General features: G+C 69.9%; 20 protein-coding genes and 1 pseudogene. 3 read left to right on the top strand and 18 right to left on the bottom strand.

Features of this window, described 5'->3' with window-relative positions:
* The 3 genes from ACFXMV_RS04210 to ACFXMV_RS04200 form a co-directional block, all read left to right on the top strand.
* The coding region (locus ACFXMV_RS04210) for a beta strand repeat-containing protein (RefSeq protein WP_378614188.1) at window positions 1-1564 on the top strand (1564 nt) is incomplete at its 5' end.
* Window positions 1565-1745: 181 nt separating this feature from the next.
* A complete protein-coding gene (locus ACFXMV_RS04205) occupies window positions 1746-3101 on the top strand; it encodes an MFS transporter (protein ID WP_378499643.1) in 1356 nt (451 codons plus the stop codon).
* The gene (locus ACFXMV_RS04200; RefSeq protein WP_378499644.1) at window positions 3098-4564 is read left to right on the top strand and encodes a pyridoxal phosphate-dependent decarboxylase family protein; all 1467 of its coding nucleotides are present in this window, start codon (window positions 3098-3100) and stop codon (window positions 4562-4564) included. Before ACFXMV_RS04205 ends, ACFXMV_RS04200 begins: the two co-directional genes overlap by 4 nt.
* Window positions 4565-4636: 72 nt before the next feature.
* Here the strand turns inward: ACFXMV_RS04200 and ACFXMV_RS04195 are convergent, their stop codons facing one another.
* The 18 genes and pseudogenes from ACFXMV_RS04195 to ACFXMV_RS04110 all read right to left on the bottom strand — a co-directional run bounded on the left by ACFXMV_RS04195 (window position 4637) and on the right by ACFXMV_RS04110 (window position 25427).
* A complete protein-coding gene (locus tag ACFXMV_RS04195) occupies window positions 4637-5068 on the bottom strand; it encodes a Fur family transcriptional regulator (protein ID WP_378503250.1) in 432 nt (143 codons plus the stop codon).
* Window positions 5069-5173: 105 nt separating this feature from the next.
* Window positions 5174-6974 (bottom strand): annotated as a pseudogene (locus tag ACFXMV_RS04190) (multicopper oxidase family protein).
* Between the two features lie 262 nt (window positions 6975-7236).
* Complete coding sequence (locus ACFXMV_RS04185; RefSeq protein ID WP_378499645.1) at window positions 7237-8712, bottom strand: catalase; 1476 nt, start codon at window positions 8710-8712, stop codon at window positions 7237-7239.
* 213 nt (window positions 8713-8925) lie between these two features.
* Entirely contained in the window at window positions 8926-9570 is a 645-nt protein-coding gene (locus tag ACFXMV_RS04180; RefSeq protein WP_378499646.1) for a hypothetical protein, read from the bottom strand.
* Complete coding sequence (locus tag ACFXMV_RS04175; protein WP_378499647.1) at window positions 9554-11266, bottom strand: GMC family oxidoreductase N-terminal domain-containing protein; 1713 nt, start codon at window positions 11264-11266, stop codon at window positions 9554-9556. Before ACFXMV_RS04175 ends, ACFXMV_RS04180 begins: the two co-directional genes overlap by 17 nt.
* Window positions 11263-12768: a flavin-containing monooxygenase gene (locus ACFXMV_RS04170; RefSeq protein WP_378503251.1), complete on the bottom strand. Its 1506-nt coding sequence runs from the start codon at window positions 12766-12768 to the stop codon at window positions 11263-11265. Before ACFXMV_RS04170 ends, ACFXMV_RS04175 begins: the two co-directional genes overlap by 4 nt.
* Window positions 12765-13340: a TetR/AcrR family transcriptional regulator gene (locus ACFXMV_RS04165; RefSeq protein WP_378501450.1), complete on the bottom strand. Its 576-nt coding sequence runs from the start codon at window positions 13338-13340 to the stop codon at window positions 12765-12767. The genes ACFXMV_RS04170 and ACFXMV_RS04165 overlap by 4 nt, the downstream gene beginning before the upstream one ends.
* A gap of 49 nt (window positions 13341-13389) precedes the next feature.
* Window positions 13390-14574 (bottom strand): MCE family protein, encoded by a 1185-nt coding sequence (locus tag ACFXMV_RS04160; RefSeq protein ID WP_378501449.1) that lies wholly within the window; start codon window positions 14572-14574, stop codon window positions 13390-13392.
* Window positions 14571-15707 (bottom strand): MCE family protein, encoded by a 1137-nt coding sequence (locus tag ACFXMV_RS04155; protein WP_378501448.1) that lies wholly within the window; start codon window positions 15705-15707, stop codon window positions 14571-14573. Before ACFXMV_RS04155 ends, ACFXMV_RS04160 begins: the two co-directional genes overlap by 4 nt.
* Entirely contained in the window at window positions 15707-16975 is a 1269-nt protein-coding gene (locus ACFXMV_RS04150; RefSeq protein WP_378501452.1) for an MCE family protein, read from the bottom strand. Before ACFXMV_RS04150 ends, ACFXMV_RS04155 begins: the two co-directional genes overlap by 1 nt.
* Window positions 16972-17970 carry an MCE family protein gene (locus ACFXMV_RS04145; protein WP_378502135.1) on the bottom strand — a complete coding sequence of 333 codons (999 nt, stop codon included), beginning with the start codon at window positions 17968-17970 and terminating at the stop codon, window positions 16972-16974. The genes ACFXMV_RS04150 and ACFXMV_RS04145 overlap by 4 nt, the downstream gene beginning before the upstream one ends.
* Window positions 17967-18986, bottom strand: a complete 1020-nt coding sequence (locus ACFXMV_RS04140; RefSeq protein ID WP_378502134.1) for an MCE family protein — start codon at window positions 18984-18986, stop codon at window positions 17967-17969. The genes ACFXMV_RS04145 and ACFXMV_RS04140 overlap by 4 nt, the downstream gene beginning before the upstream one ends.
* Complete coding sequence (locus ACFXMV_RS04135) at window positions 18983-20152, bottom strand: MCE family protein (protein ID WP_378503252.1); 1170 nt, start codon at window positions 20150-20152, stop codon at window positions 18983-18985. Before ACFXMV_RS04135 ends, ACFXMV_RS04140 begins: the two co-directional genes overlap by 4 nt.
* Window positions 20153-20162: 10 nt before the next feature.
* Complete coding sequence (locus tag ACFXMV_RS04130; RefSeq protein ID WP_378499900.1) at window positions 20163-21005, bottom strand: ABC transporter permease; 843 nt, start codon at window positions 21003-21005, stop codon at window positions 20163-20165.
* The gene (locus tag ACFXMV_RS04125; RefSeq protein WP_378499901.1) at window positions 21002-21775 is read right to left on the bottom strand and encodes an MlaE family ABC transporter permease; all 774 of its coding nucleotides are present in this window, start codon (window positions 21773-21775) and stop codon (window positions 21002-21004) included. Before ACFXMV_RS04125 ends, ACFXMV_RS04130 begins: the two co-directional genes overlap by 4 nt.
* The gene (locus ACFXMV_RS04120) at window positions 21772-22680 is read right to left on the bottom strand and encodes a hydroxymethylglutaryl-CoA lyase (protein WP_378499902.1); all 909 of its coding nucleotides are present in this window, start codon (window positions 22678-22680) and stop codon (window positions 21772-21774) included. Before ACFXMV_RS04120 ends, ACFXMV_RS04125 begins: the two co-directional genes overlap by 4 nt.
* Before the next feature lies 1 nt (window position 22681).
* The gene (locus tag ACFXMV_RS04115) at window positions 22682-23896 is read right to left on the bottom strand and encodes a CaiB/BaiF CoA transferase family protein (RefSeq protein ID WP_378499903.1); all 1215 of its coding nucleotides are present in this window, start codon (window positions 23894-23896) and stop codon (window positions 22682-22684) included.
* Window positions 23897-23945: 49 nt separating this feature from the next.
* Window positions 23946-25427: an aldehyde dehydrogenase family protein gene (locus ACFXMV_RS04110; RefSeq protein ID WP_378499904.1), complete on the bottom strand. Its 1482-nt coding sequence runs from the start codon at window positions 25425-25427 to the stop codon at window positions 23946-23948.
* Window positions 25428-25431 lie beyond the last annotated feature (4 nt).

Genomic DNA, 25431 nt, shown 5'->3' with positions numbered 1-25431 from the left:
GGCCGGCAACAAGCCGTCCACCTCGGCCGCGGGCAACGTGAACGTCACCACCGATCCGGTGATCGTGGACTCGACGACGACCTTGAACGTCCCGGCGACCGCCAAGACCGGCACCGCCGTCGACCTCACCGCCACCGTCGCCCCCGCGGGCGCCACCGGCACCGTCCAGTTCAAGGACGGCGCAACGAACATCGGCGGCGCCATCCCCGTCACGGGCGGCACCGCCACCCTCAGCCACACCTTCACCACCAACGGCAGCCACGCCATCACCGCCGTCTACAGCGGCGATGCCGGCAACAAGCCGTCCACCTCGGCCGCGGGCAACGTGAACGTCACCACCGATCCGGTGATCGTGGACTCGACGACGACCTTGAACGTCCCGGCCACCGCCAAGACCGGCACCGCCGTCGACCTCACCGCCACCGTCGCCCCCGCGGGCGCCACCGGCACCGTCCAGTTCAAGGACGGCACCACCAATATCGGCGGCGCCATCCCCGTCACAGGCGGCACCGCGACCCTCAACCACACCTTCACCACCACCGGAAACCACTCCATCACAGCCGTTTACAGCGGAGATGCCGGCAACAAGCCGTCGACCTCGGCAGCATCGAACGTCGACGTGTCCGTCAACGCCGTCGACACCACCACCACCCTCAACGTCCCCGGCACCGCCAAGACCGGCACCGCCGTCGACCTGACCGCCACCGTCGCCCCCGCGGGCGCCACCGGCACCGTCCAGTTCAAGGACGGCACCACCAATATCGGCGGCGCCATCCCCGTCACGGGCGGCACCGCCACCCTCAGCCACACCTTCACCACCGACGGAAACCACTCGGTCACCGCCGTCTACAGCGGTGCCAACGGCTTCAACACCAGCACCAGTGCGGCCTCCACCGTCGACGTCTCCACCGACCCGGTCATCGTCGACACCGTGACCACACTGAATGTCCCGGGCGAGGCGAAAACCGGTGATTCGGTGGACCTCTGGGCCCTGGTGAAGGACAACGCGGGCAACAATGCCACCGGCGGCACCGTCCAGTTCAAGGACGGCAACACCAATATCGGCGGCCCGCTCGGCCTGGTCGACGGCGGCGCGAAGCTGAGCCACACGTTCACCACCACCGGAGCGCACTCGATCTCCGCCGTCTACAGCGGTGCCGCGAACTTCAACGGGTCCACCGCGCAGGCACAGACCGTCACCGTCACGAACCCGGCACCCGTCGAGGTCGCGACGGTGACCACGCTGACCGCTCCCGGCACCGCCACCCAGGGCTCGCCGGTGAACCTCTCCGCGGCCGTGAAGACCGAGTCCGGCGAGGCGGTGACCTCGGGCACGGTGACGTTCATGGACGGCAACACCGCGATCGGTGAGGCGGTCGACGTGGTCAACGGTCAGGCCACGCTGTCGCACAAGTTCACCGCGACCGGCGACCGCCAGATCAAGGCCGTCTACAGCGGCGCCACCGGATTCAAGGAGTCGACGTCGAGCGCGTCGACCGTGAAGGTCTCCGGCGGCGGCAACCAGGGCGGCACCGGATCGCTGGACAGCATCTTCGGTTCCTAGCTCAACCCTGACGAACGCCCCCACCAGCCAGGTGGGGGCGTTCGTCGTCTCGGCACCCGGACCCGGCCGCGCGGGTGGAGGTTTCACGTGAATCAGCGGACAGGACGCGGAACCACGGCGATCCCAAAGTTCCCCGCGGACAACCCTCTCGCGGGCCTCGGCGATGACCTATGTTGACCCAATGACCCTGGCCCTCCCACGACTGAGCAGATCGACCGTCACCGGCTACTCGCTCGGGTCGGTGGGCACCGGGGGCTTCGCCACCCTGCCCGGACTGGTGCTGGCCTACTACCTCACCGACACGCTCGGGGTCGCCGCCGCGGCCGCCTCGGTGGTGGTGTTCGCTCCCAAGGCGCTCGACGTGGTGATCAACCCGTACATCGGCGCCCGCAGCGACGCCGACGCGGCCCGGACCGGCACGCGGCGCCGGTTCCTGCTGCTCGGCGCGCTGGCCCTGCCGGTATTCTTCGCGCTCACCTTCGCGGTGCCCGCCGGCGCCTCCACGCTGGTCGGCTGCCTCTGGGTGACCGCGGCGTTCATCCTCGCCGCGATCGCCTTCAGCCTGTTCCAGGTTCCGTACATCGCGCTGCCCGCCGAGCTGACCGACGACTACCACGAGCGGTCCCGGCTGATGTCCTGGCGCGTCGCGCTGCTCGCCGTCGCGATCCTGCTGTTCGGGGCCGGCGGCCCGGCGCTGCGCGACCTGGGCGGCGGGGGCGGGACGGGGTACCTGCTGATGGGTGTGGTGGCCGGGTCCGCCCTCGGGCTCGGCATGCTGGCCGCCTGGCGGATCGCACCGCGCGGCGACGGCGTCGAGCACGGCCCGGTCGCGGCGACGTCGGGCCACGGGCTCGCCGACAGCCTCGCCGCGGTGCGCTCGAGCGGCGCGTTCCGATTCCTGCTGGGCACCTTCACGCTGCAGGCACTGGCCACCGGCTGCATGCTCGGCGCCGCCCAGTACGTGGCCACCTACGTGCTCGACTCCGAGGGTGCGGTGTCGATCCTGTTCGCCGCCCTGGTCGCACCGGCGCTGGCGGTGATGCCGATGTGGATCCGGCTGGTCCGGGTGTGGGGCAAGCAGCGCGCGTATTTCCTGGCGTCGGGCTTGTTCCTGGCGTCCGCCGTCGCGTTGCTCGGCCTGCTCGCCGCCCCCGGGCCGTGGGTGTACGCGGTGGTGGCGCTGGCCGGGATCGGCTACGCGGGCATGCAGATGCTGCCGATGTCGATGCTGCCGGACGTGATCAGCGACCACGAGGACGCCGCCGCCGGGTCCGTGCGCGCGGGCGCCTTCAGCGGGGTGTGGACCGCCGCCGAGACCGTCGGCATGGCGCTCGGGCCCGCGGTGGTGCTCGCCATCCTGGCCGTGACCGGGTTCGTCTCCTCGACCGGCGAGCACACCGTCACACAGTCCGACGGGTCGATCGCAGGCATCGTGATCGCCTTCGCCGCCGTGCCCGCGGTGCTCGTGGCCGCGAGCATGATCGCGCTGCGCGGATACAGTCTGGCAGCCGAGGAACGGAACAGGAGCAACCAGTGATCTTCGAACGCGCCGCCGCCGAGGTGCTCGCCCAGCTCGACGAGCTGCGGAAGGCCGACGCTCCCACCGAGGGCGGGCACCTGCTGTCCTACGTCTACGACCCCGGCGTCGCCGAGCTGCACGAGGTGGCGGCGGAGGCAGCCCGAAAGGCCCAGCCGCTCAACGGACTCGACCCCACCACCTTTCCGTCCGTCGCGGCACTGGAACGCGACCTGGTCGCGATGGCCCGCGACGTGCTGGCCGACGGCGTGCCCGACGTGATCGGCAGCGTCACCAGCGGCGGCACCGAGAGCTGCATCCTCGCGGTCAAGTCCGCGCGCGACACCTGGCGCGCGGCCACCGGCAGCGAGGCACGGCCGACGCTGGTGATCGGGTCCACCGCGCACGCCGCGTTCATCAAGGCCGCGCACTACCTGGACCTGCACCTGCGGGTGTTGCCGGTCGACCCCGACACCTGCCGGCTGCGGCCGGAGGTCGTCGCCGGCGCGCTCGACGCCACCGTCGCGCTGGTGGTCGCGTCCACGCCGTCGTACCCGCACGGCGCCCTGGACCCCGTCGCCGAGATCGCGGAAGTCTGTGCGGCCCAGGGCGTCCCCGTGCACGTCGACGGCTGCGTCGGCGCCTGGGTGCTGCCGTGGTGGCCGGGCGCCGAGGACCGCCCCGCCTGGGATCTGCGGGTGCCGGGCGTCGCGAGCGTCTCGGTGGACCTGCACAAGTACGGCTACGCCCCCAAGGGTGTGTCGGTGCTGCTCTACCGGGACCGCGACCGGCACCGACAGCAGTGGTTCGCCACCAGCGCCTGGCCCGGCTACGCCGTCGTCAATCCCACCATCCTCGGTTCCCGGACGGTGATGCCGATCGCCGCGGGCTGGGCGGTGTCGCAGACGTTGGGGCGCACCGGATTCGCCGAACTGACCGGGCAGATCGCGCGGGCAGCCGAGCTGGTGCACAAGGCCGTCGACGGCATCGAGGGGCTCCGGGTCGTCGGCGACCCGATCGGCCCGCTGCTCGCCGTGGCCGCCGACCCCGACGTCGCCGCCGAGCGCCGGGTGGACCCGCACCGCTGGTCGGATGCCGCCAAGGCTCTGGGCTGGACGCTGCAACCGCAGCCGGGCCGGACGCAGTCGGACCGCACGATGCTGCCGCGCACCACGCACCTCACCCTCACCCCGGTGACCGAGCGGGTCAGCGTGGAGTTGTGCGACGCGCTGGCCGCGGCGGCGGATTCGGTGCGCGGCGTGCCGGGGGCGCAGGCCCCCGCGGACGTGGTCGCGGCCGCCGGACAGATCCGGCCCGAGGACCTCACCAGCGACAACTGCGCGGCCGTCCTGGCGCTGGTCGGGCTGGAGCCGGGCGGCGGGCTGGACGGTCCGCTGGCCGAGATCCTGGCGCTGATCGAGGCGCTGCCCGAACCGGTCGCCGAGCGACTGCTGATCGAGTTCCTCGCGCGGTTCATGGAGTGAGCGCGCTGCGCGAACTGTGAGTGAGTCTTACCCCGGTTGGGTACAACGCGCGCACAGGCGGCGCAGCCGCGGCTAGGTCGCCTGGCACTGCGGGCAGCTCCCCCAGAACACGATCTCGGCCTCGTCGATCACGAAGCCGTGGGTGTCCGAGGGCTGCAGGCAGGGCGCGCGGCCGACGACACAGTCGGCGTCGAACACGGCGCCGCAGCCGCGGCAGACCAGGTGGTGGTGATTGTCGCCGGTTCTGGCCTCGAACCGGGCGGGGGAACCGGCCGGTTCGAACCGGCGGAGGATCCCGGCGGCCACGCAGGCCTTCAACACGTCGTACACGGCCTGGGTGGACACGGACCCGAGCTCCCGCCGCGCCTGGGTGGCGACCCGATCCGCATCCGAATGCGGTTGCGCTGCAACTGCATTCAATACGGCAACGCGCGGACCGGTCACCCGGAGACCCGCCGCGCGCAATTGCGCCCGCGGATCGAGGTGGCCACCTCCGTACTGCATGACCCCAGTATGCGCCCCTTCTGGAACACGTCAAGAATACGTGGAAGTCCACCATGGACGCCCCGAATAGCCACCGGCAGATCGGTCGGGAAGCCGCCGTCGCGGTCACGCGATGGTGCGAAACCTGAGCATCATTTCGTGGTCCTCATGGTCGAGCATGTGGCAGTGCCACACATAGCCCTGCAACGGTTTCCGCCCGCCACCGTGCTCGCGCCCATGATCTGCGCCATGGCCCACCGAAGGCGCCGCCGGGCCGAAGGTCGCGTCCGGATCGAACCCCAGTTCGTCCGCGGCGTGGAACGGAACGATGATCCGCGTGATCGCGTTGGGAGCCGCGAGCACCGTGTCCTTGAAACCGGTCTCCCACGGCTCCGGCGGACGGAGAGGTGAGATCGTGAACGGGTCGGCCGATGGGGTCCAACGGGTACCGACCGGAGGCTGAGGACTGTCCAGGGCAAGTCGTACCGTCTCGATGGCCTGGCGTCCCAGCACCCGGAAGCTCACCAGGTGGATGTGGACGGGATGCGGGTCGTTCGTCGCGTTGATGATGTTCCACTGCTCGATGGCGCCCTGCCGCGGCAGCTCGATGTCGTCCGAGGCGTACCTCAGGTTGTTCAACGACATGATCGAGGGGGGCAGCCGCACATCGTTGGGCTGACTCAGGGTCACGTTCCGGACCGCCTGCGGTCGAGGGACCGGCGGCAACAGCCCCGGCTGCCCGCGGCCACCCCGGAGTGTCTGCGGAACCGATCCGGTGAACCCGCGGGCCGCCCCCGCCCGGAATCGACAGAACAGGGGCATGGTCCTTTCACCGATCAGCGCGGCCTGACCCGGCACCGGCTCATCGTTGCGGAGCTCGACGGTCGCACCCGAGTCGAGGGTGCCGAAGTCGACGAGGATGTCGGCCCGCTCGGCCGCCCACGCGCAGATGCGACGTCGGAGCCGGCGCATCGAGCAGCCCGACGTCGGAGCCTATGACCCAGAACCGCATGTGGTTGCTGAAGTACAGATTCCACACACTGAGCGAGCCGGCGTTGACCAGGCGCAACCGGTACAGCCCGCGCGCCACCTCGAGCTCCGGCCAGACCTTGCCGTTGACCACACCCACATCACCGACAGCACCGCCCTCCCAACTCCCCTGCGGAATCAACGGCGTCGATCGGATGCTCTGCCTGCCGTCGGCGGTGAAGATCTTCTCCTGCAGCACCAGCGGGATCTCGAACTGACCGGCGGGGAGCCCGAGCGGATTGTCGTCGCGCCCGGTATCGAATTCGTCCCGCAGCAGGTACATCCCCACGAGCCCCGCAGAGACGTTGAGCCTGGTCACGGACATCGCGTGGTCGTGGTACCAAAGGCCGGCCGCCTCCTGCCGGTTCGGGATCTGGTAGCCGTACCGCTGCCCGGGCCGGAGGACCAGTTCGGGGTGTCCGTCGAAGTGCGGCGGGTTGACGCCGCCGTGCACGTGCATCGACGTCGGTACCTCCGAGCGATCCCGTTCGCCGAGTCCATGGAGCGACGTGTCGAAGTCCAACGCGAAGGGGTGCGACGCGATGTCGTTTCGGTAGGAGAGGGTCATCGGCTCGCCGGTGTGCGCCTCGATCGTCGGCCCGAGGTAGTCAGTCCCGCCATACCCCAACGCGGGCGACGGAGCCAGGTCGGCATGGAACCGGTGCATCGCGCTGTGCGCCCGCACCTCCACACCGGTTCCGGAAACGGTCGGCGGTATCGGCAGCCCGTCCCGGAACGGCTCGAGCGGAGGAGACAGGAACAGCAGCGGCCGCGGTAGGTCGCACTGCCGATATCGGACATTCGACGCCCCGGCCACACCGAGCGGGGACAAGCCGAGTCCGGCGGTCAGCGCCAGCCCCCGGACGAAGGTCCGGCGAGAAATCCGTGCACCCGTCATGAGTTCTCCCGCGGCTGCCAGCAGGTCTCGAGATCGGTGTTCGTGACGGTACCCCCGCGGAAGACGCGGGGGCAACGCTTCGCACGGGGAACAAATCTGCCACGGGGCCCGTTGAACCCTCCGTCGGCGTCCGGACATGCCCCGGGCCTCACCCCTTTTGTCGCTTAGAGCGACCACTCGCCGAGAGGCGCCTGTGGGACGTCGGCAGGCAAGCGGAAGGGCCGCCCACGCAGCAGCGTGAGCGGCCCTTCTCGCCGCTATCTCAGCTCAGCGCTTTGATTGCCTTCGCGACGCCCTCACCGTAGGCGGGGTCGCACGCGGTGCAGTTGTCGATGTGCCGCTGCACGACCTGGTCCGAGGCGCCGTTGATGGCGCGCGCGGTGTTCTCGAACAGCACCTGCTTCTGCTCGTCGCTCATGTTGTTGAACAACACCCGCGGCTGCGAGAAGTAGTTGTCGTCATCAGCCCGGTAGTCGAAGTGATCCGCCACCGCACCGACCGCCTGCGCCGGGTTCCGGTACTGCGGCTGCTCCTGCCACTTGCCGTAGCTGTTCGGCTCGTAGTGCAGGGATCCGCCCTGGTTGCCGTCGACGCGCATGGCGCCGTCCCGGTGGAAGTTGTGCACTGGGGACCTGGGCGCGTTCACGGGGATCTGATAGTTGTTCACCCCGAGCCGGTACCGCTGCGCGTCGCCGTAGGAGAACAGCCGGCCCTGCAGCATCCGGTCCGGCGAGAAGCTGATGCCGGGCACCACGTGCGCGGGGTTGAACGCGGCCTGTTCGACCTCGGCGAAGTAGTTGTCGGGGTTGCGGTTGAGCTCCCACTCGCCGACCTCGATCAGCGGGTAGTCGCCCTTCGGCCAGACCTTGGTGAGGTCGAACGGGTGGTACGGCACCTTCGCCGCGTCCGCCTCCGGCATGATCTGCACACACAGCTTCCACTTCGGGAAGTCGCCGCGCTCGATGGCGTCGAACAGGTCGCGCTGGTGGCTCTCCCTGTCGCTGCCGACGAGCTCGGCGGCCTGCTCGTCGGTGAGGTTCTCGATGCCCTGCTGGACGCGGTGGTGGAACTTGACCCAGAAACGCTCGCCCTCGGCATTGATGAAACTGAAGGTGTGCGAACCGAATCCGTGCATGTGCCGGTATGACGAGGGGATGCCGCGATCGCTCATCACGATCGTCACCTGGTGCAGTGACTCGGGCAGGTTCGTCCAGAAGTCCCAGTTGTTGTTCGCGCTGCGCAGGTTCGTGCGGGGATCACGCTTGACCGCGTGGTTGAGGTCGGGGAACTTCAGCGGGTCCCGGAAGAAGAACACCGGGGTGTTGTTGCCGACGAGGTCCCAGTTGCCCTCCTCGGTGTAGAACTTGACGGCGAACCCGCGGATGTCGCGCTCGGCGTCGGCGGCGCCGCGCTCGCCCGCGACCGTGGAGAACCGCGCGAACAGTTCCGTCTTCTTGCCTACCTCGGAGAAGATCTTCGCGCTCGTGTACTGCGTGATGTCGTTGGTGACCGTGAACGTGCCGTAGGCACCGGAACCCTTGGCGTGCATGCGCCGCTCCGGGATGACCTCACGGTCGAAGTGGGCGAGCTTCTCGAGGAACCAGACGTCCTGCAGCAGCTGCGGCCCGCGCGGGCCCGCAGTGGCGACGTTCTGGTTGTCGGGCACCGGTGCGCCGACCGCGGTGGTCAGCTTCTCGTCGGCGCCTTTGGTGTGCTGAGGATCAGTGCCTTTGCTCATCTAGTGGATCCCTTCCTTACTCGCCGCGCCTTGCGGCATCAGCACGCGCTGGGCTAGTGGAACCGGTCAGAACTGCAAATCCGGGGCGGGTGACCCGCCGCGACGCGAGGCCGCGGCGTTGGGGCTGTATCTCGGTCATCCCCTCCCACTGCAACATCTTTCCCCGAACAAGGCAAGAATTCGCGGAACGGACGAATTCCGTCGCTGCGGTCGTCAGGACACGCGCGCGGGCCCGGTCACCATCCGCCCCGTGACCACGATGCCGTGATGAGTGCCGGACGTCAGCCAGGTCCCGATCGTCGGCCCCTCCGCGCCGACGGCCACCCGCGCATAACGGAACCGCCCCCGCAACCGCGCCGAGGCCGCCGCGGGCACACCGACCGCGGTCGGCTGCGCGAATCCGAGCGCTCCGGCGATCGGCAGCCGCGGACCCCGCGGCCTCGCCGACGTCTCCACCCGCCAGCCGTCGCCGACCGCCTCGAAGGCGGCGTGCGCGTCGCCGCCGAACCGGGCCAGCACCTTCGGCAGGTGCCAGTGCGCCCGGCCGCCGTGAACGGACGGCTCCGAGTCGACTGCGATGAACGGCACCGCCATCGCCGGCAGCGCGCCGACCCCACGACCAGGCCTTCGCAGCACCGGGCTTGCCAGGATCTCCCGGTACGGGCCGACGGGTGAGTCCAGGTAGTCCACCATCATCGCCAGCGTCATCGGGATCGTCTGCCCACCTGGCCCGTACGCCGCGGCCGCGGCGGTGCTGCGGTGCCACCACAGCGTGGCCCGCACCCGCGCGGGCCACGGCGGCGGCGGGCTGGCGGGCCAGTCGGTGCGGGACGACCGGGATTCAGGAACACTCCACATCGACTGCGGCTCCCTTCACCGTGAGTGGAAGCCGCAGCGCCGCGGGGGCATCTGGCGGAACCACCGGATGGTCCGGCACCACCGCATCGACCCGGACGTATCCGGCGCCCGCCACGGGCCGGGGGTCCACGCCACCCTTGTTCGGCCACAGCGCCATCGCGCGCTCGGCCTGGGCGGTGATCGTCAGCGACGGATTGACCCCGAGGTTGGCGCTGATCGCGGAGCCGTCGACGATGTGCAGCCCCTCGTACCCGTAGGCCCGCAGGTACGGATCGATGACGCCCGAGTCGGCGGAATCGCCGATGACGCAGCCACCGAGGAAGTGGGCGGTCATCGGAATATCAACCACATCGAAGACCGTCCCGCCCGCGTCGCCATCGATCTTCTCGGCGATTCTCCGGATAGCCGTGTGCCCCTGCGGAATCCATTTCGGCGGCGCCTCTCCCGCGCCGCGGCGGCTGGTCATCTTGCGACGACCGAACATGCCCCTGGTGCGGGTGAGTTCGAGCGAGTTGTCGTCGGTCTGCATCACCAGCGCGATGACGGTCCGCTCCGACCAGCGCCGCACCGACAGGCTGCGCAGGAATGCCCCTGGGCGACGCGCCGCGACCGCCAACGTCTTCAACGGCCGCGGAATCCTGCCGCCGCCGTCGCTGAGCACGGTCTGCATCAGGGCGATCGAGTTGCTGCCCTTGCCGTAGCGGACGGGTTCGATGTGGGTGTGATCGTCCGGATGGAACGACGAGGTGATGGCGACGCCGCGGGTGTAGTCGGCGTCGGTACGCCTGCGCGCGGTGGCCGCGAGCACGGCCTCCGAGTTGGTGCGGACCACGGTTCCCAGCCGTCCGGACAGCCGCGGGAGCGCGCCGGACTCCCGCATCTCGAGCAGTAGCCGTTGGGTTCCGAAGGTGCCCGCCGCGACCACGACCTGGTCCGCGGTGAGGACCGACTCGCGCCTGCGCACCCCGTCGGTGCGGCGCGTCCGCACCTCGTATCCGCCGCCTGCCCGCGGACGGATCTCCCGGACGGTGGTCAGCGGGTGCACGACGGCCCCCGCCCGCTCGGCCAGGTACAGGTAGTTCTTGACCAGGGTGTTCTTCGCGCCCACCCGGCAGCCGGTCATGCAGCTGCCGCACTCGGTGCAGCCGGTGCGGTCGGGTCCCTTCCCCCCGAAGAATGGATCGGGCGTGCTCACGCCCGGTTCCCCGAAGAACACGCCGACGGGGGTCGCGGTGAATGTGTCGCCCACCCCCATCTCCTCGGCCACCTCCCGCATGATCCGGTCGGACGGCGTGACGCTCGGGTTCATCCGCACCCCGAGCATCCGCTTCGCCTGGTCGTAGTACGGGGCGAGCTCGGCCTGCCAGTCCGTGATGTGGCCCCACTGCGGGTCCTCGAAGAATCGCTTCGGCGGCTGGTAGAGGGTGTTCGCGTAGTTGAGCGAACCGCCCCCGACCCCGGCGCCTGCGACCACCAGGACATCCGGCAGCAGGTGCATCCGTTGCAGGCCGTACATGCCCAGCTGCGGGGCCCAGAGGTAGCGGCCGACGCGCCAGTTGGTCTTCGGCAGTTCGTCGTCGGCGAATCGGCGTCCGGCCTCGAGCACCCCGACCTTGTAGCCCTTTTCCGTCAGCCGGAGGGCGGCGACGCTGCCGCCGAAGCCCGATCCGATCACGATCACGTCATAGTCGTTCACACAACACTCTCCTGTACCGCGAGCCGGGTCTGGTAGTTCTCGGCGTCGAATCTCTTTGTCCGGGAGCGATACCGAAAGGTGAACGTGGGCCACATGACCGAATTGCGGCCCTGCTTGTCGAGGTACCAGCTCGAGCAACCACCGGTGTTCCAGACCGTGCTCCGCAGTTGGTCGGCGATCCGCTCGTTGGACCGCGCCTGCGCGACGGGGTGGACCTCGACGGCCGCGGCACCGGCGGCGAGGTGCGCCAGCGCTCCGTTGATGTACGCGGCCTGCGACTCGAGCATGTAAACGATCGAGCTGTGCCCAAGATTCGTGTTCGGCCCGTACATGAGGAACAGATTGGGAAACCCGGCGACGGTCGTGCCCAGGTGCGCCTGCGGGCCACCCGACCAGTGCTGCGCCATCGTTCGACCATCGCGACCCCGAAGGTGCTGTGCCACGGGAGGTTCGGTTGGCGTGAATCCGGTGGCGAAGATGATCGCGTCCACCGGGGTCTCCGTACCCGCGCCATCGACCACGCCCCGCTCGGTGACCTCGGCGAGCCCCGAATCGACCAGGTCCACGTCGTCGCGGGCGAGGGTCCGCAACCAGTCGTTGGACAGCAGGACCCGCTTGCAGGTGATCGTGAACGTCGGCGTCAACTTGCGGCGCAGCGCCCGGTCGGGCACCTGCCGCCTCAGGTGCGCCTTGGCGCGGAGTTGGAACGCCGGCAGCAGCCGAGGCGCCTTCGCCATCGCGAGCACGTATCCCTCGCGGAAGGTGTACACGGCGGCCCGAACGACCTTCTGCGTGAGCGGGATACGGCGATAGAGCAGCTTTTCCGGCCTCGTGAGGGTGCGGTCGCCACGCGGCATCACCCAGGCGGGGGTGCGCTGGAACACGATCAGCCGTTCGACCCGATCGGCGATCTCCGGCACGAACTGCACGGCGGAGGCTCCGGTCCCGATCACCGCCACCCGTTTCCCGGTCAGGTCGTAGTCGTGATCCCATGCGGCGGAGTGAAAGACCTGTCCTCGAAAGGTCCCGATCCCCGGCACATCCGGCAGCCTGGGCGTCGAGAGCGCGCCGGTCGCGGCGACGAGGACCTGTGCGGTGAGCTCACCCAGCGAGGTGCGCACCCGCCACAGCGCCGCGTCGTCGTCCCACGACGCGTCGAGCAGCTCACATCCGGTCAGGACCCGATCGCGGATACCGGTGTCTGCGGCTACCTTTCGTAGGTAGGCGTGGATCTCGGGCTGCCGGGCGAAAATGTGACTCCAGTCCGGGCTCGGCGCGAACGAGAACGAGTACAGGGCCGTGGGGACGTCGCAGGCGCACCCGGGGTAGGTGTTGTCGCGCCACGTCCCGCCGACGTCGGCGGCCCGCTCGATGATCAGGACGTCCGCGCTCAGATCATCACGCAGCAGTCGCTCGGTGACCGCGAGGCCGGCAAATCCGGCGCCCACCACCAGCACCCGGACGTGGTCCGGCAGTGCGGACGGCTTCGAGGCGTCCGTCATCTCATCACCATTTTCTTCCAGACCGGGAGCAGGCGCTTGCGGAGTTCGCTGTCGGATTCGGGAGTGCGGAACAGCGCGGAGACGGCGAGTCCGCGGGCCAACTCGATGCTCAGGTCGATGGAGTCCATGCTCATCCGCTCGCCCATGACCTCGGTGCTGCCGAGCCGCAGGGCGTCGCCGACCTTGCGTTCGAGCGGGATCATCGCCGCATGCAGGGCCGGATCGGTGCGGGCGGCCACCCACAGCTCGAGGGCCGCATAGAACAGCGGGCCGGTGAACGCGTCGACGAGGATGTCGATCCCGAGGTCGGGGTCGGGTTGGGCGTCGAGGATCTCGGCGAGGCGCCGCTCCATCAGATGCTCGACAGCCGCGACCACCAGCGATTCCTTGGTCGGGAAGTGGTGTAGCTGCGCCCCGCGGGAGACCGCCGCCCGTCGCGCGATCTCCTGGGTGCTGGTCCTGGCGTACCCGACCTCGACGAGCAGCGCGACGGCCGCGTCGAGGAGTTTCGTCCTGGTCGCCGCCGTTCGCTGCGCCTGCGTGCGCGGTCCGGCCTTCGTGTCCTGGGTCACACCGAGGACGGTAGCCGGGAAACTACAAACAGTCCAGACTGTTGGCAAATCAGTTCCCGGGGGCCTGATAGCCCTCGGGCTCGCGGCACAGCTGGACGGTGGGCGCCCGGCGGCCCGGATTCTCGACGCACGGCAGGTTGCGCGCACCGCGCACTGCGGACGGGTTGTCCTGCGCGAGCTTGCAATACAGGTTCGTCGGGGTGACCGGCACGTCGGTCTCGGTCGGCGAACGACGCTGCTCCGGCGGCAGGAAGCCCGTGATACACGGCGGCGGGTCGTTCAGCTCCAGGTTGAAGTAGGTGTTCTGCATCGGATTGTCCGCGTGCGGAAGACCAGCAGACTGCGTGATCACCATGACCTGGGGATACAGCACGAGGATCTGCTCGAGGGAAGCGTTGTAGGTCTTGGCGATTCGCGCGAGGGTGCCTACGTCGGGCAGCAACGAGGACAGCACCGGGTCCAGGTCGGACAGCAGCACCGAAGCCTCGGCGCCCGCGCTCGGCGCGTCCCGCAGCAGTCGACGCAGCGTGTCGTCGCTGCGTCGAAGGTGCTCGGTGAAGGACGCCAGGTCCCCGGTCCACGCCCGGATGGCGGCGCCGGATTCCGTCTGGCTCGCCAGCAGCGGCGCGGCCTGGTCGATCAGCGCGGTCAGCGGGCCGGCATTGGCGCGCGCCTCGGACAGCACCGCCGCGGAGGAGTCGAGGAGCCGCTGCAGGTTCGGCCCCCCGCCGCCGAGCGCGATGAACGATTCGTCGATCACCGTGCGGAGGTCGTCGCCCGCGACACCGTCCAGCGTGGCGTCGAGTTTGTCGACGATCGGACCGATGGGCGGCGGCACCTCGGTCCGCTCGATCGGGATCACGTCGCCGTCGCGGAGGTAGGGCGGCCGGGCCGAGCTCGGTTCGAAGTTCACGAACTGCTCCCCGATGGCGGACTGGCTCTGCACCGACACCGCGGCGTCCGCGGGCACCTCCACCCCGCTGTCCAGGGACAGCTCGGCACGTGCGCCGCCTGGCACCATCCGCAACGCCGTCACCGTGCCGATGGTGGTGCCGCGGTAGGCGACGTTGGCGTTCGGGTACAGCCCCGCGCCGTTCTGCAGCTCCAGCGTCACCTCGTAGCGACCGATTCCCAGCATCGCCGGGATCCGGGCGTACCCGAACCCCGTCACCACCGCCCCGATCACCGACAACGCGGCGAACACGGCGAGCTGCCCGCGCACCCGCGGGGTCATCGCCCGCCTCCGCCGAGCAGTCCGCTCAGCGACATCGGCGCGGACACGGCGGCCGGTTCGATGCCCGGCCCCGGGGGCGCCAACCCGAGCGCGGACTCGAGCCGGGCGAGCGTCCCGGCCGCCGGTGTCCCGGACAGGAGCCCCGTGTCGAGAGTGGACAGCGTCATGTCGATGGTGATCTCCCCGTTCGCATAGTCGCCCCTGACCGCGTTCCGATACGTGTCGATCGGGAAGGGAAACGTCAGTAGGTACCGCATCGACTCGGTGAGCGACGATCCGGAGTCGGCCAGCGCCCGCAGGACCGGTTCGAGATCCCGAAGGTTCGCGGTGAGGTCGTCGCCCGCGGCCTCGACCACGCGGGTCGCGGTGTCCCCGAACTCGCCGAGCGTGATCAGGGCCCGGCTGAGGTCCTCGCGCTGTTCCCTCAGTTCCCGGAGCGCGGGCTCGATCTGCTCGATGCTCGCGCTCAGCTGCCCGCGATGCGCGGCCACATCGGCGGCCAGCCGGTTGAGCCCGTCCATCGCGGTCACGATCTCCTGCTTCTGTCCGTCGAGGCTCGCGAGCGCCGTGTCGAGTCCGCCGAGGAGGCTCCGCACCGACGACTCCCGGCCGGACAGCGCGGACCCCAGTTCGCGGGTGATGTCGTTGACCTGCGCCAGCCCACCGCCGTTGAGGACCAGCGAAAGCGACGCCAGCGTCTGCTCCACGGTCGGATAGGCCCCCGCCCGCTCCATCGGGATGGTGGCGCCGCCGGACAGCCGCCCGGTCGGCCGCTCGGCCACCGGCGGGGACAGCTCGACGTGCGGGGACCCGAGCAGGCTGGTCTGCCCGATCTTCGCGACCGCGTTCGCCGGCAGGACCACGCCCCCGTCGATGGACACGGTGACGAGCGCGTGATCGCCCTCCCGTTCGACCCGCGCGACCCGGCCCACCGTCACGTCGTCCACCCGCACCCTCGAGTTGCCCTCGATCGTCGCCGCGTCGGGCATCTGAATCGAGACCGTGTACGCATCGTCGCCGCGACCGGCGGTGCCGGGCAACGCAATCGAGTTCAGTCCCCGCCATTCACAGCCGCCGGAAGCCGCAGCGGCGATGAGGACAACGGCCACGACGAGAGCCCTGCGACTGGTCATCAACGGCCCCCCGGGAGCAGTAGACCGGGCAACCCGAGCCCGGGCGGAACGAGGACCGGCGGTGCGCCCGCGACCCGCGGCACGCTCGCGGCGACCGGGGGCGACGCGACCGGGGCCGGTCTGAGGTCCGGTTCGGTGTACTCGAGCTGGTTCGGCAACGCGCCGACGCCGTGCACCGGGTTCGACTTCAGCGGCGGATGATCGACGGTCAGCAGCCGCAGCAATGGCCCCAACCGGTCCACGCACATGTTCGCGCCCTCCTCGGCCCCCACCTGCGCGCTGCCCGCGATGGCCGAGCAGATGAAGTTCACCGGGTTGGCGAAGTTGCTCATCGCCAGCGCCGAGGTCGCCGCGTTCTGGGCCGGCTGGTAGATGTTCTGGAGGTTGGCCAGGGCCGTGGGCGAGACGTGCAGGATCTGTTCGATGCCGTCGCGCCGCTCGGCGAGGGTCGACGCCGTGTCCGACAGCGCGGTCAGGGAGTCGCGCAGGCCGTCCCTGTTGTCCCGGACGAACCGCTCGACGTCGGCCGCTGCGATGTCGAGGTCGCCGAGAGCGGCCTCGAGCCGGTCGCCGTTGTCGCCGAGCACCCGGGCGATCGTCTCCATCCGACCGTTGAACTGGACGATCTGCTCGCCGCTCGCGGACAACGCCGAGACGAACTGCTGCAGCCCTCGCACCGTCGCGAACAGGTCGCCTCGACCGTCTGACAGGGTCGCCATCGTGTCGGAGAGGGAGCGCAGCGTGTCGTGGAGCGTCTGCCCGTTGCCGTCGAGCGCAGTCGCCGCCGTGCCGAGCACCTCGCTCAGCGGGCCCGGCCGCCCACCCGTCGGGCCGAGGGACTGCGCGACACGCCCCAGTTGCTCCTTGATCTCGTCCCATTCGACGGGCACCGCGGTGCGCTCGACCGGAATATGAGCCCCGTCGAGCAAGACGTCGCCGCCGGTGTAGGCGGGCGCCACCTGCACGTACCGGGCCGACACCAGGCTCTGCGACACGATGACCGCCTTGGCGTCCGCCGGGATCGTGCGTGACTCGTCGACGGTGAACCGGACGACGCTGTGATTGCCTGCGGGCTCGATGGAGCGCACCGATCCGACCTTGACGCCCATGACCCGAACGTCATCGCCTGCGTACAGCCCGCGGGTCGACCTGAAGTCCGCCGACACGGTGATCTTCCCGGCGACGGGGACCAGGGTGTACGAGACGACGGCCAGCACCGCGATGGCGGCGCACGCGGTGGCCGCCTTGATCGCCAGCCGTGTCCTCATCGAATCCCCCTCGAGGCCAGCGCGGCGTCGACGAACGGTCGCATGATCTCGGCGGGGATCAGGTTCTGGATGTAGGAATTGAAGAACGGCCCGCTGGCGACCGCCTCGCCGAGCTGGGTGACGTAGGGCCCGAGCCTGTCGATGGCGAGGCCCAGCGCGGCCGAATTCTCTTGCAGCACGGAGAGAACCGAGGTCAATCGGCCCAGGGTCGGGGCGAGCTGCGCCTCGTTGTCGCGGATCACGGCGGTGATCGCCCGCGACACGGCGGAGACGTGACCGGACAGCTCGGCGATCGCATCGCGGCGCGCGACCAACTCTCCGAGCAGCTCGTTGCCGTCGAGGATGAGGGCGTTGATCTGGCCGCTGCGCTCCGCGAGCAGGCCGGTGACCTGCTCGGCGTTGGACAGCAGCGCACGCAGGTCCCGGTCGCGACTGCCGACCGTCGCGGACAGCCGAGACACCCCGTCGAGGGCGGCCCGCAGGTCCTCGGGCACTTCTCTCAGCGTTTCCGAGACCGTCTGCAGCGAATCGCCGAGCCGGTCGGTGTCGACATCCCGGACCTTCGTCGTCAGATCTCCCAGCGCGTCGGTGAGCTCGTAGGGCGCGCTGGTCTGTTCCAGCGCGATGGTCCGTCGGTCGAGTTCCCCGTCGCCGATCGGGCGAACGCGCAGCCCCTTCGTGCCGAGCACGGTCTCGGTCGCGATGTCCGCCGTGCTGGCACGGCCGAGCCGGATCGACTCGTCGAGCGTGAACGCGACGACCACTGTCGGCCCGTCGAATTCGAGGGAGGTCACCTCCCCCACCTTCACACCGGCGACCTCCACCCGGTTGCCCTCGGCCAGCCCCGCGGTCTCGGTGAACACCGCCCGATAGAGGGGTTGGGCGCCGACGAAGGGCAGGGAATCGTACTGCAACGCGGCGGCCACCGTCGCCGCCACCACGGCGGTGCCGATCACGCCGATCGGAGTGGGGTTCATGTCCCGGAATCGCCTCATGGCAGCGCTCCACACCTCCCGGCGGTTTGGTTGGTCAGCGGGATTGTCACCGGTTGACCGTCGGGTCCGTTGACCTTGAGGCTCATCGCGCACAGGTAGTAGTTGAAGAAGTTGCCGTATGCGCCAAGTCGGGACAGGGCCGCGTAGGTGTCGGGCAGCCGCTGCACGACGCTCTCGATCGTGCCGCGGCCCTCCTCGAGCTGCGCCGACGTCCGGCCCAGCTCGGAGATGGTTCCGGACAGGGGCGCCCGGCTCTCACTCAACAGAGCCGCCAATCCTGCTGTCGCGGTGTCGATCCGCACCACCGACTCGGCGAGCGGGGTCCGATCAGTGGAGAGTCCGGACACCAGCTGTTGCAACTGATCGACGCTCGACGAGAACTGTTCGCGTTGTCCCGCAACGGTCTCCACGGCGGCGTTGAGATTGGTGATCACCTCGCCGACCAGTTGGTCCCGGTCGGCGATGGCGCCGGTGAACGACGCCGCCCGCTGCAGGATCGACTCGACTGTGCCGCCCTGCCCCTGCAGCACGGCGATCAGCTCCGCCGTCAGGTTGTCGATCGCACCCGGTTCCATCGTTCGCAACAGCGGGCGGAAGCTGCCCACCAGGACATCCAAGTCGAGGGCGGGTTCGGTGCGCTCCTCCGGGATGGTCTCGCCCTCGCCGAGGCGCCGGATCGGGCCCGGTCCTTCCCGAAGTTCGAGATAGCGGTCCCCGACCAGGTTCGCGTACCGCACGGTCGCCCCGGTCCCCTCGGTGACGGGATACGCCGAGTCGATCTCCATCGTGACGAGCGACCGGTCGTTGTCGACGACCTCGACGCTCGAGACCCGGCCGCTCTCGACGCCCGCGACCCGCACGAAGTCGCCCGCGGTCAGTCCCGAGACGTCCTCGAACCTGGCCCGATAGGTCGTGGTGTCCGCGAATCGCAACTGGCCGAACACGATCACCAGACCGGCGAGCACGGTCAGCATGGCGACGGTGAACACCCCCATCTTCCAGACCGCGGCCTTCACCGGTTGCCACCCCGTTGCGCTCCGACCAGGAATTCGAGCAGACGGTCCGGGCTCACGGTGGGTCCGGCGCCCGGCGTGCGGTACGGATTGGATCCGGTGTCGGCCACCAGGTACGGCGCGGGCAGCTGGTCGATCGCGAGCTTCGGCAGCCCCCCGCACCGCGGTCCGCCGGTCGCCTGAACTCGAGGCAGATCCTGCGCGTACGTGTACGGCGCGTCGCCGAGCAGAATGGCCGAACTGAGCAGCATCGTCCGCCCGTTGCCACCGGAGACGGGTTCGGCCATCTTGCGGGTCTCGTCCACACCCTGCAGGAAGCAGGTCAGGCCCGGCGAGTACTCGGCGAGCAGGGATGCTGTGGGGCGCATCAGGTCGAGCATGGTGACGATGCCCGACTCATGAGCGGTCAGCACCCGGTTCCCGGTCGATGCCAGGCCGGTGATCTCGAGCAGCAGGCTGTCGAGCGCCGAGCGTTCGGCGACGATGGTGGCGCTCGTGATCGCGACATTGTCGATCGCACCGAGGACTTCCGGCGCGACGTCGGCGTACAGACCGGCGACCTCGGCCGCATTCCGAACGTCCGATTCAAGTTGCGGCACAACAGAATTTATCGAAGCCAGCACCGCATCGGCATCCTCGAGGGACTGGCCGAGCCGGTCACCCCGACCGGTCAACGCGGTCGCCACCGCCCCGAGCACCGCGTTCACCTTCTCCGGTTCCACCGACCGGAGAACCGCGGACAGGTCCTCGAACACCGAGTTCAGTTCCACCGACACCCGCTCGGCGGCTATCCGCGTTCCCTCCGTGATGGGCCCGACGGCCGCGGTGGCGGGGGCGACGAGGTCGACATACTTGGTGCCGAACACGGTGCTGGAACTGATCTCGACACCGATGTTCGCTGGGATGTCCTGCGCGGCATCCGCATCGATACCGAGGTCGATCACCGCGCCGTCACCGACCTGCCTGACCTGCTGCACCCGGCCCACCTCGACGCCGTGCATCTTGACCGCCGCGCCGGACTGCATGGACAACCCGGACCGGCCCGATTCCACCGTCACCTGCACCGACCTGGCCAGGCCGCCGTTGTAGAGCACGAGCGCCGCCGTGACGGTTGACGCGAGCATGGCGACCAGGCCGAGCGCGGCGACGCGGGGCGACAGTTGTCTCACCACGGTCGCCTCACCCCGCGAGGTGCAGCTGCCGGGCGCTGCCGTAGAGGGCCAGCGAAATGAGCAGGGTCACCGTCACCACGGCGACGAGTGAGGAGCGGACCGCCCGGCCGGTGGCGGTGCCGACACCGGCCGGGCCGCCAGCCGCGTGGTAGCCGTAGTACGTGTGAATCAGCATGACAGCGAGTGCCATCGCCATCGCCTGCAGGAACGACCACAGCACATCAGATGGGATGAGGAAGGTGCGGAAGTAGTGGTCGTAGACGCCTGCCGACTGGCCGAAGATGTGCACGGTCGCGACCCTGCTGGCCAGGAAGGAGGCCGCAACCGCGAGGGCGTAGAGCGGCACGATGGCGATCATGCCCGCCACCACCCTCGTGGTCACCAGGTACGGCATCGAGGGAACCGACATCACCTCAAGGGCGTCGATTTCCTCGCTGATCCGCATGGCACCCAGCTGGGCGGTGGTGCCAGCCCCGATGGTCGCGGCGAGCCCGACACCCGCCGTCACGGGGGCGACCACCCGGACGTTCACGTACGCGGACAGGAACCCGGTGAGGGACTCGATGCCGATGTCTCCCAGCGAGTTGAAACCCTGGACCGCAACGGTGGCGCCGGCGAAGAGCGTGAGGAATCCCATGATCACGACCGTGCCGCCGATGACGGCGAGCGCGCCGGTGCCCATCGATATCTCGGCGATCAGCCGCAGCGTTTCCTTCCGGTATGCGCCCACCGCGCGCCCCAGGTGACTGAGCGCACCGACGTAGAACTTCGCGCGCAGGCCGAGCCCGTCCCACCAGCGGACCGCCCGCCGCATCGCCACCGGCCCCCTCGCCACAGCTGCCCCCCTCATCGTCCCGACCAGGTGATTCCGACGACGGTGACCAGCACGTTGATGACGAACAGCGCCATGAAGGAGAAGACGACAGTTTCGTTGACGGCGGTTCCGACGCTCTTGGCGCCGCCGCGCACCGACAGTCCCCGGTAGCACGCCACCAGCGCGGCGACGAGCCCGAACAATCCGGCCTTGACCTCGGAGATCACCAGCTCCGCCGGGCCGACGAGCAGCGTGATCCCCGAAACGAACGCGCCGGGCGTCACGTCTTGCAGGAAGACGGAGAAGAAGAATCCCCCGATCAGTCCGATGGCGGAGACGAGTCCGTTGAGCAGCATCGCGACCGCGGTCAGTGCCAACACCCGCGGGGCGACCAACCGGTGCACCGGATCGATCCCCAGCACTTCGAGCGCGCCGATCTCCTCGCGGATCGTCCGAGCGCCCAGATCTGCCGCGATCGCGGTGGCCCCGGCGCCCGCGACCACGAGAACCGTGACCAGCGGGCCGATTTGGGTGATCGCACCCAGACCTGCGCCTGCCCCGGACAGGTCCGCCGCACCCACCTCGCCGAGCAGCGAGTTGAGAGTGAACACCACCAGGACCGTGAACGGCAACGCCATCAACACCGTCGGCATCGCCGACACACGAGCCACGAACCAGGACTGCTCGACGAACTCGCGCCACTGGAACGGCCGGTGTGCGATCGCCAAGAAGGCGTCGAGCGACAGCGCGTAGAACTCGCCCAGCGAACGGCTCGCATCCCGCACGACCGTCGCAGGCGTGCTCATCCGCGCTTCCGGTCGCCGGCCCGCAGGAGGTTGCTGGGCACCGGGTGGCCGACCACCCGCTGCGCGGCCTCGGCCGCGGCGATCGACGCGTTCAGGTCGATGCCGGTCCCGATTCCCATGTCGTGCAACAGGTACACCAGCTCTTCGGTGGCGATGTTGCCGCTCGCGCCAGGGGCGAAGGGGCAGCCGCCCAGCCCGCCGGCCGAGGCGTCGAGGTGCACCACGCCCGCCTCGACGGCGGCCACCGCGCAGGCCAGGCCCGCGCCACGGGTGTTGTGGAAATGCACGCCCAGCTCGGCCGGGCCGACCCGGTCACGGACCGCCCCGATCAGCGTCCGCACCCGGACCGGGGTCGCGGTGCCGATGGTGTCCGCGAGCGAGAGCGAGTCGGCGCCGAGCTCCCTTGCCCGGGAGGCGATTCGCAGCACCCGCTCCGGCGGCGTCGGACCGTCGAAGGGGCAGTCCCAGGCGGTGGCGATGGCGACCTCGCAGTGGCCGCCCGCGTCGTGGATCACCCGAGCCACCTCGCCGATCTGCGCGGTCGCCTCGTCGGTGCCGATCCGCACGTTCGACCGGCTGTGCCCGTCCCCGGCCGACACCACATACTCGAGGTCGGTGATCCCGGCCGCGACGGCACGCCTGGCGCCGCCGGGGCTGGCGATCAACGCGGAGAACCGCACCCCGGGCCACCGGTGCAGCAGCGCCGCCACTTCCTCCGCGTCGGCCATGCTCGGTACCGCGCGCGAAGAGACGAACGCCGTGGCCTCGACGCGTTGCACCCCGGTCGCGACGACCGCATCGAGTAGGGATTCCTTGGCCTGCACCGAGATTGGATCCTCGTTCTGCAGACCGTCGCGCAGGCCGACCTCACGGATGTGGACGCGTTCGGGGAGTTGCGATGCCACGTCAGATCACCCCCGCGGCGCGCAGGCGGTCCTGCTCGTCCGCGTCGCGGCCGAGCACCTCGCAGTAGACCTCGGCGTTGTGAGCGCCGGGCGTCGGGGCGCCCGCGAATCGCACGGACCCGGGGGTTCCGCTGAGCTTGGGCACCACCCCCGGTCCGCGGACGGACGCTCCGATCCGTTCGTCGTAGTGGTCGACGATCATCTCCCGCGCCAGCAACTGCGGGTCGCCCACGACGTCGGCGACGGTGTTGACCGGTCCGGCCACCACCCCGACCTCGGTGAGCCGGTCCACCAGCGTCGACGGATCCTGCTCCGCAACCCACGCCGAGATCAGCTCGTCCAGCTCGCGGTGGTTGCGTCCGCGCGCCAGGTGATCCGCGTACCGCTCGTCCTCGGCGAGGTCGGGTCTGCCCATCACCGCACACAGCCGGGCGAACACGGTGTCCTGGTTGGCCGCGATGAGGATCCAGCCGCCACCCCTGGTGGCGTACAGGTTCGACGGTGCGACGCCCTCCAACCGGGTGCCCGATGGGCCGCGCACGATGCCGCCCCGGTCGTAGTCCGGGATGGCGGACTCCTGCACCGCCAGACAGGCCTCGTTGAGCGCGACGTCCACCACCTGGCCGCGCCCCGTGCGGGTGCGGGCGAGCAACGCCGCCAGCACACCCTGCACCGCGAACATCCCAGCCAGGGTGTCCCCGATGGACAGCGCGATCCGCGGCGGCGGCTGGTCGGGATAGCCGTTGAGGTGCCGCAGCCCGCTCACCGCCTCCGCGACCGAGCCGTATCCGGCCCGGCCCGCGAGCGGCCCGGTCTGGCCGTACCCGGAAACCCGCGCCAGCACGATGCCGGGGTTCCGCTCGGACAGGATGTCGAAGCCGAGCCCCCACCTCTCGAGGGTGCCGGGCCGGAAGTTCTCCAGCACCACGTCGGCCTGCCCGACGAGGTCCAGAAACACCTGCTGGCCTTCCCTGACCCGAAGGTCGAGGGTGATGCACCGCTTGTTCCGGGCATGCACGGTCCAGAAGAAGCGGTGCCCGTCCTGCTCAGCTAGTCCCCAGTCGCGCAAGGGGTCCGGCCGGTCCGGCGCCTCGACCTTGATCACGTCCGCGCCGAGGTCACCGAGCAACCGGCCCGCGAACGGTCCCGCGATCAGCGATCCCAGCTCCAGCACCCGGATCCCCTCGAGCGCACCGGTCTGTTCCGATCCGTCCATGTCTTGGCTCCTTTGTCCGTCGCGCACCACCCACGGGCCTGTCCCGCGCCTAGAGTCCGAGATGAACCGTCTTTTCCTCGGTGAACGCCTCGACGCCCGCCTGGCCGAGCTCGCGGCCGATCCCGCTGGCCCCGCGGCCACCCCACGGCAGGCTCGGATCGGGCACGCCCCAACCGTTGACCCAGACCGTGCCCACCCGCAGCCGCGCGATCACCCGGTGCGCCCGAGAGAGATTCGTGGTGTAGATCATCGCGTTGAGCCCGTACTTGGTGTCGTTGGCGATCGCGACGGCCTCTTCCTCGGTGCGGAAGCTGATCACCGTCGCCACCGGCCCGAAGATCTCCTCCCGCGCGATCGTCAGGTCGTTGTGGCCACGGAAGACGGTCGGCTCCACGAAGTAGCCGGGCCGGTCCACCCGATTGCCCCCGACGATCAGGTCCGCACCCTCGCGGCGGCCGGATTCGATGTAGCCGAGGATCCGGTCGAGCTGCTTGCGGTTCACGATGGTGCCCATGGTGCTCGACGCCTCGAACGGGTCGCCGACGACGCTGGCGCGGGCCGCCGCCACCAGCCCGTCGATCACCGCGTCGACCACGGATTCGTGCGCGATGACCCGAGTGCCTGCCGCGCACACCTGACCCTGGTGGTAGAAGTTCCCCATCGCGATCCACGGCATCGCCGCCTCGAGGTCCGCGTCGTCGAAGATGATCTGCGGGGCCTTTCCGCCCAGCTCGAGGGTCACCTTGCGGAAGTTGTCGCCGGCAAGGGACTGGATCTGCCTGCCCACGGCCAGGCTGCCGGTGAAGGAGACCTTGTCGATGCCGGGATGCTCGGCCAGCGCCGCCCCCGCCACCGGGCCCAGTCCGGGCACCACGTTCACCACGCCCTCCGGCAGCCCGGCGTCGACCAGGAGTTCGGCCAGTCGCAGCGTGGACAGCGAGGCATCCTCGGCTGGCTTGACGACGGCGGTGCAGCCGGCGGCCAACGCGGGGGCCAACTTCCACGCCGCGATCATCGCCGGGTTGTTCCACGGGGTGATCGCGCCGAGCACCCCGAGCGGCTGGCGAAGGGTGAAACCGAAGCGGGGCTGCGGGCCGAAGTCCGGCATCAGCGCGGTCCGGCCGGCGAGCTTGTCGGCCCAGCCCGCGAAGTGCCGGAACGCGGCCGCGGCCGCGGGGATGTCGCCGACCACCGAGTCCTGGTAGAGCTTGCCCATCTCGACGGCCTCGAGCGCGGCCAGTGTGTGCGCGTCGGCCTCGATCAGGTCCGCGGCCCGGTTCAGGATCCTGCCCCGGTCCACTCCGCTGGTCCGGGACCACTCCCCCGACTCGAACTGGGCTCGGGCGGCGAGCACCGCCGCGTCGACGTCAGTGGGCTGCGCAGCCGCGATGTCGAGCACGTGGGTCTCGGTGGCCGGATTGGCCGAGGCGTAGGTGGCGCCGCCTTCGGCGCCGAGCCGGGCACCACCGATCCGGAGCAGCGGTTCGGGCAGGTCGAAGTCGACTCCGGTGACCGGGGTGACGGTTGTCATGGCG

It is taken from the genome of Rhodococcus sp. NPDC059179 (assembly GCF_042754885.1).
Taxonomy (GTDB): Bacteria; Actinomycetota; Actinomycetes; order Mycobacteriales; family Mycobacteriaceae; genus Rhodococcus_G.
The sequence above is the reverse complement of the archived record's forward strand: the minus strand, read 5'-3'. Positions and strand labels throughout refer to the sequence as shown.

Bases quoted from the DNA above. Each gene is read 5' to 3' on its own strand.
- ACFXMV_RS04180 (WP_378499646.1), bottom strand. From the start codon at position 9,570: ATGTGGAGTGTTCCTGAATCCCGGTCGTCCCGCACCGACTGGCCCGCC.
- ACFXMV_RS04160 (WP_378501449.1), bottom strand. From the start codon at position 14,574: ATGACCCCGCGGGTGCGCGGGCAGCTCGCCGTGTTCGCCGCGTTGTCG.
- ACFXMV_RS04130 (WP_378499900.1), bottom strand. From the start codon at position 21,005: ATGAGGGGGGCAGCTGTGGCGAGGGGGCCGGTGGCGATGCGGCGGGCG.
- ACFXMV_RS04150 (WP_378501452.1), bottom strand. From the start codon at position 16,975: ATGAGGACACGGCTGGCGATCAAGGCGGCCACCGCGTGCGCCGCCATC.
- ACFXMV_RS04205 (WP_378499643.1), top strand. From the start codon at position 1,746: ATGACCCTGGCCCTCCCACGACTGAGCAGATCGACCGTCACCGGCTAC.
- ACFXMV_RS04155 (WP_378501448.1), bottom strand. From the start codon at position 15,707: ATGACCAGTCGCAGGGCTCTCGTCGTGGCCGTTGTCCTCATCGCCGCT.
- ACFXMV_RS04125 (WP_378499901.1), bottom strand. From the start codon at position 21,775: ATGAGCACGCCTGCGACGGTCGTGCGGGATGCGAGCCGTTCGCTGGGC.
- ACFXMV_RS04185 (WP_378499645.1), bottom strand. From the start codon at position 8,712: ATGAGCAAAGGCACTGATCCTCAGCACACCAAAGGCGCCGACGAGAAG.
- ACFXMV_RS04110 (WP_378499904.1), bottom strand. From the start codon at position 25,427: ATGACAACCGTCACCCCGGTCACCGGAGTCGACTTCGACCTGCCCGAA.
- ACFXMV_RS04115 (WP_378499903.1), bottom strand. From the start codon at position 23,896: ATGGACGGATCGGAACAGACCGGTGCGCTCGAGGGGATCCGGGTGCTG.
- ACFXMV_RS04170 (WP_378503251.1), bottom strand. From the start codon at position 12,768: ATGACGGACGCCTCGAAGCCGTCCGCACTGCCGGACCACGTCCGGGTG.
- ACFXMV_RS04195 (WP_378503250.1), bottom strand. From the start codon at position 5,068: ATGCAGTACGGAGGTGGCCACCTCGATCCGCGGGCGCAATTGCGCGCG.
- ACFXMV_RS04145 (WP_378502135.1), bottom strand. From the start codon at position 17,970: ATGAGGCGATTCCGGGACATGAACCCCACTCCGATCGGCGTGATCGGC.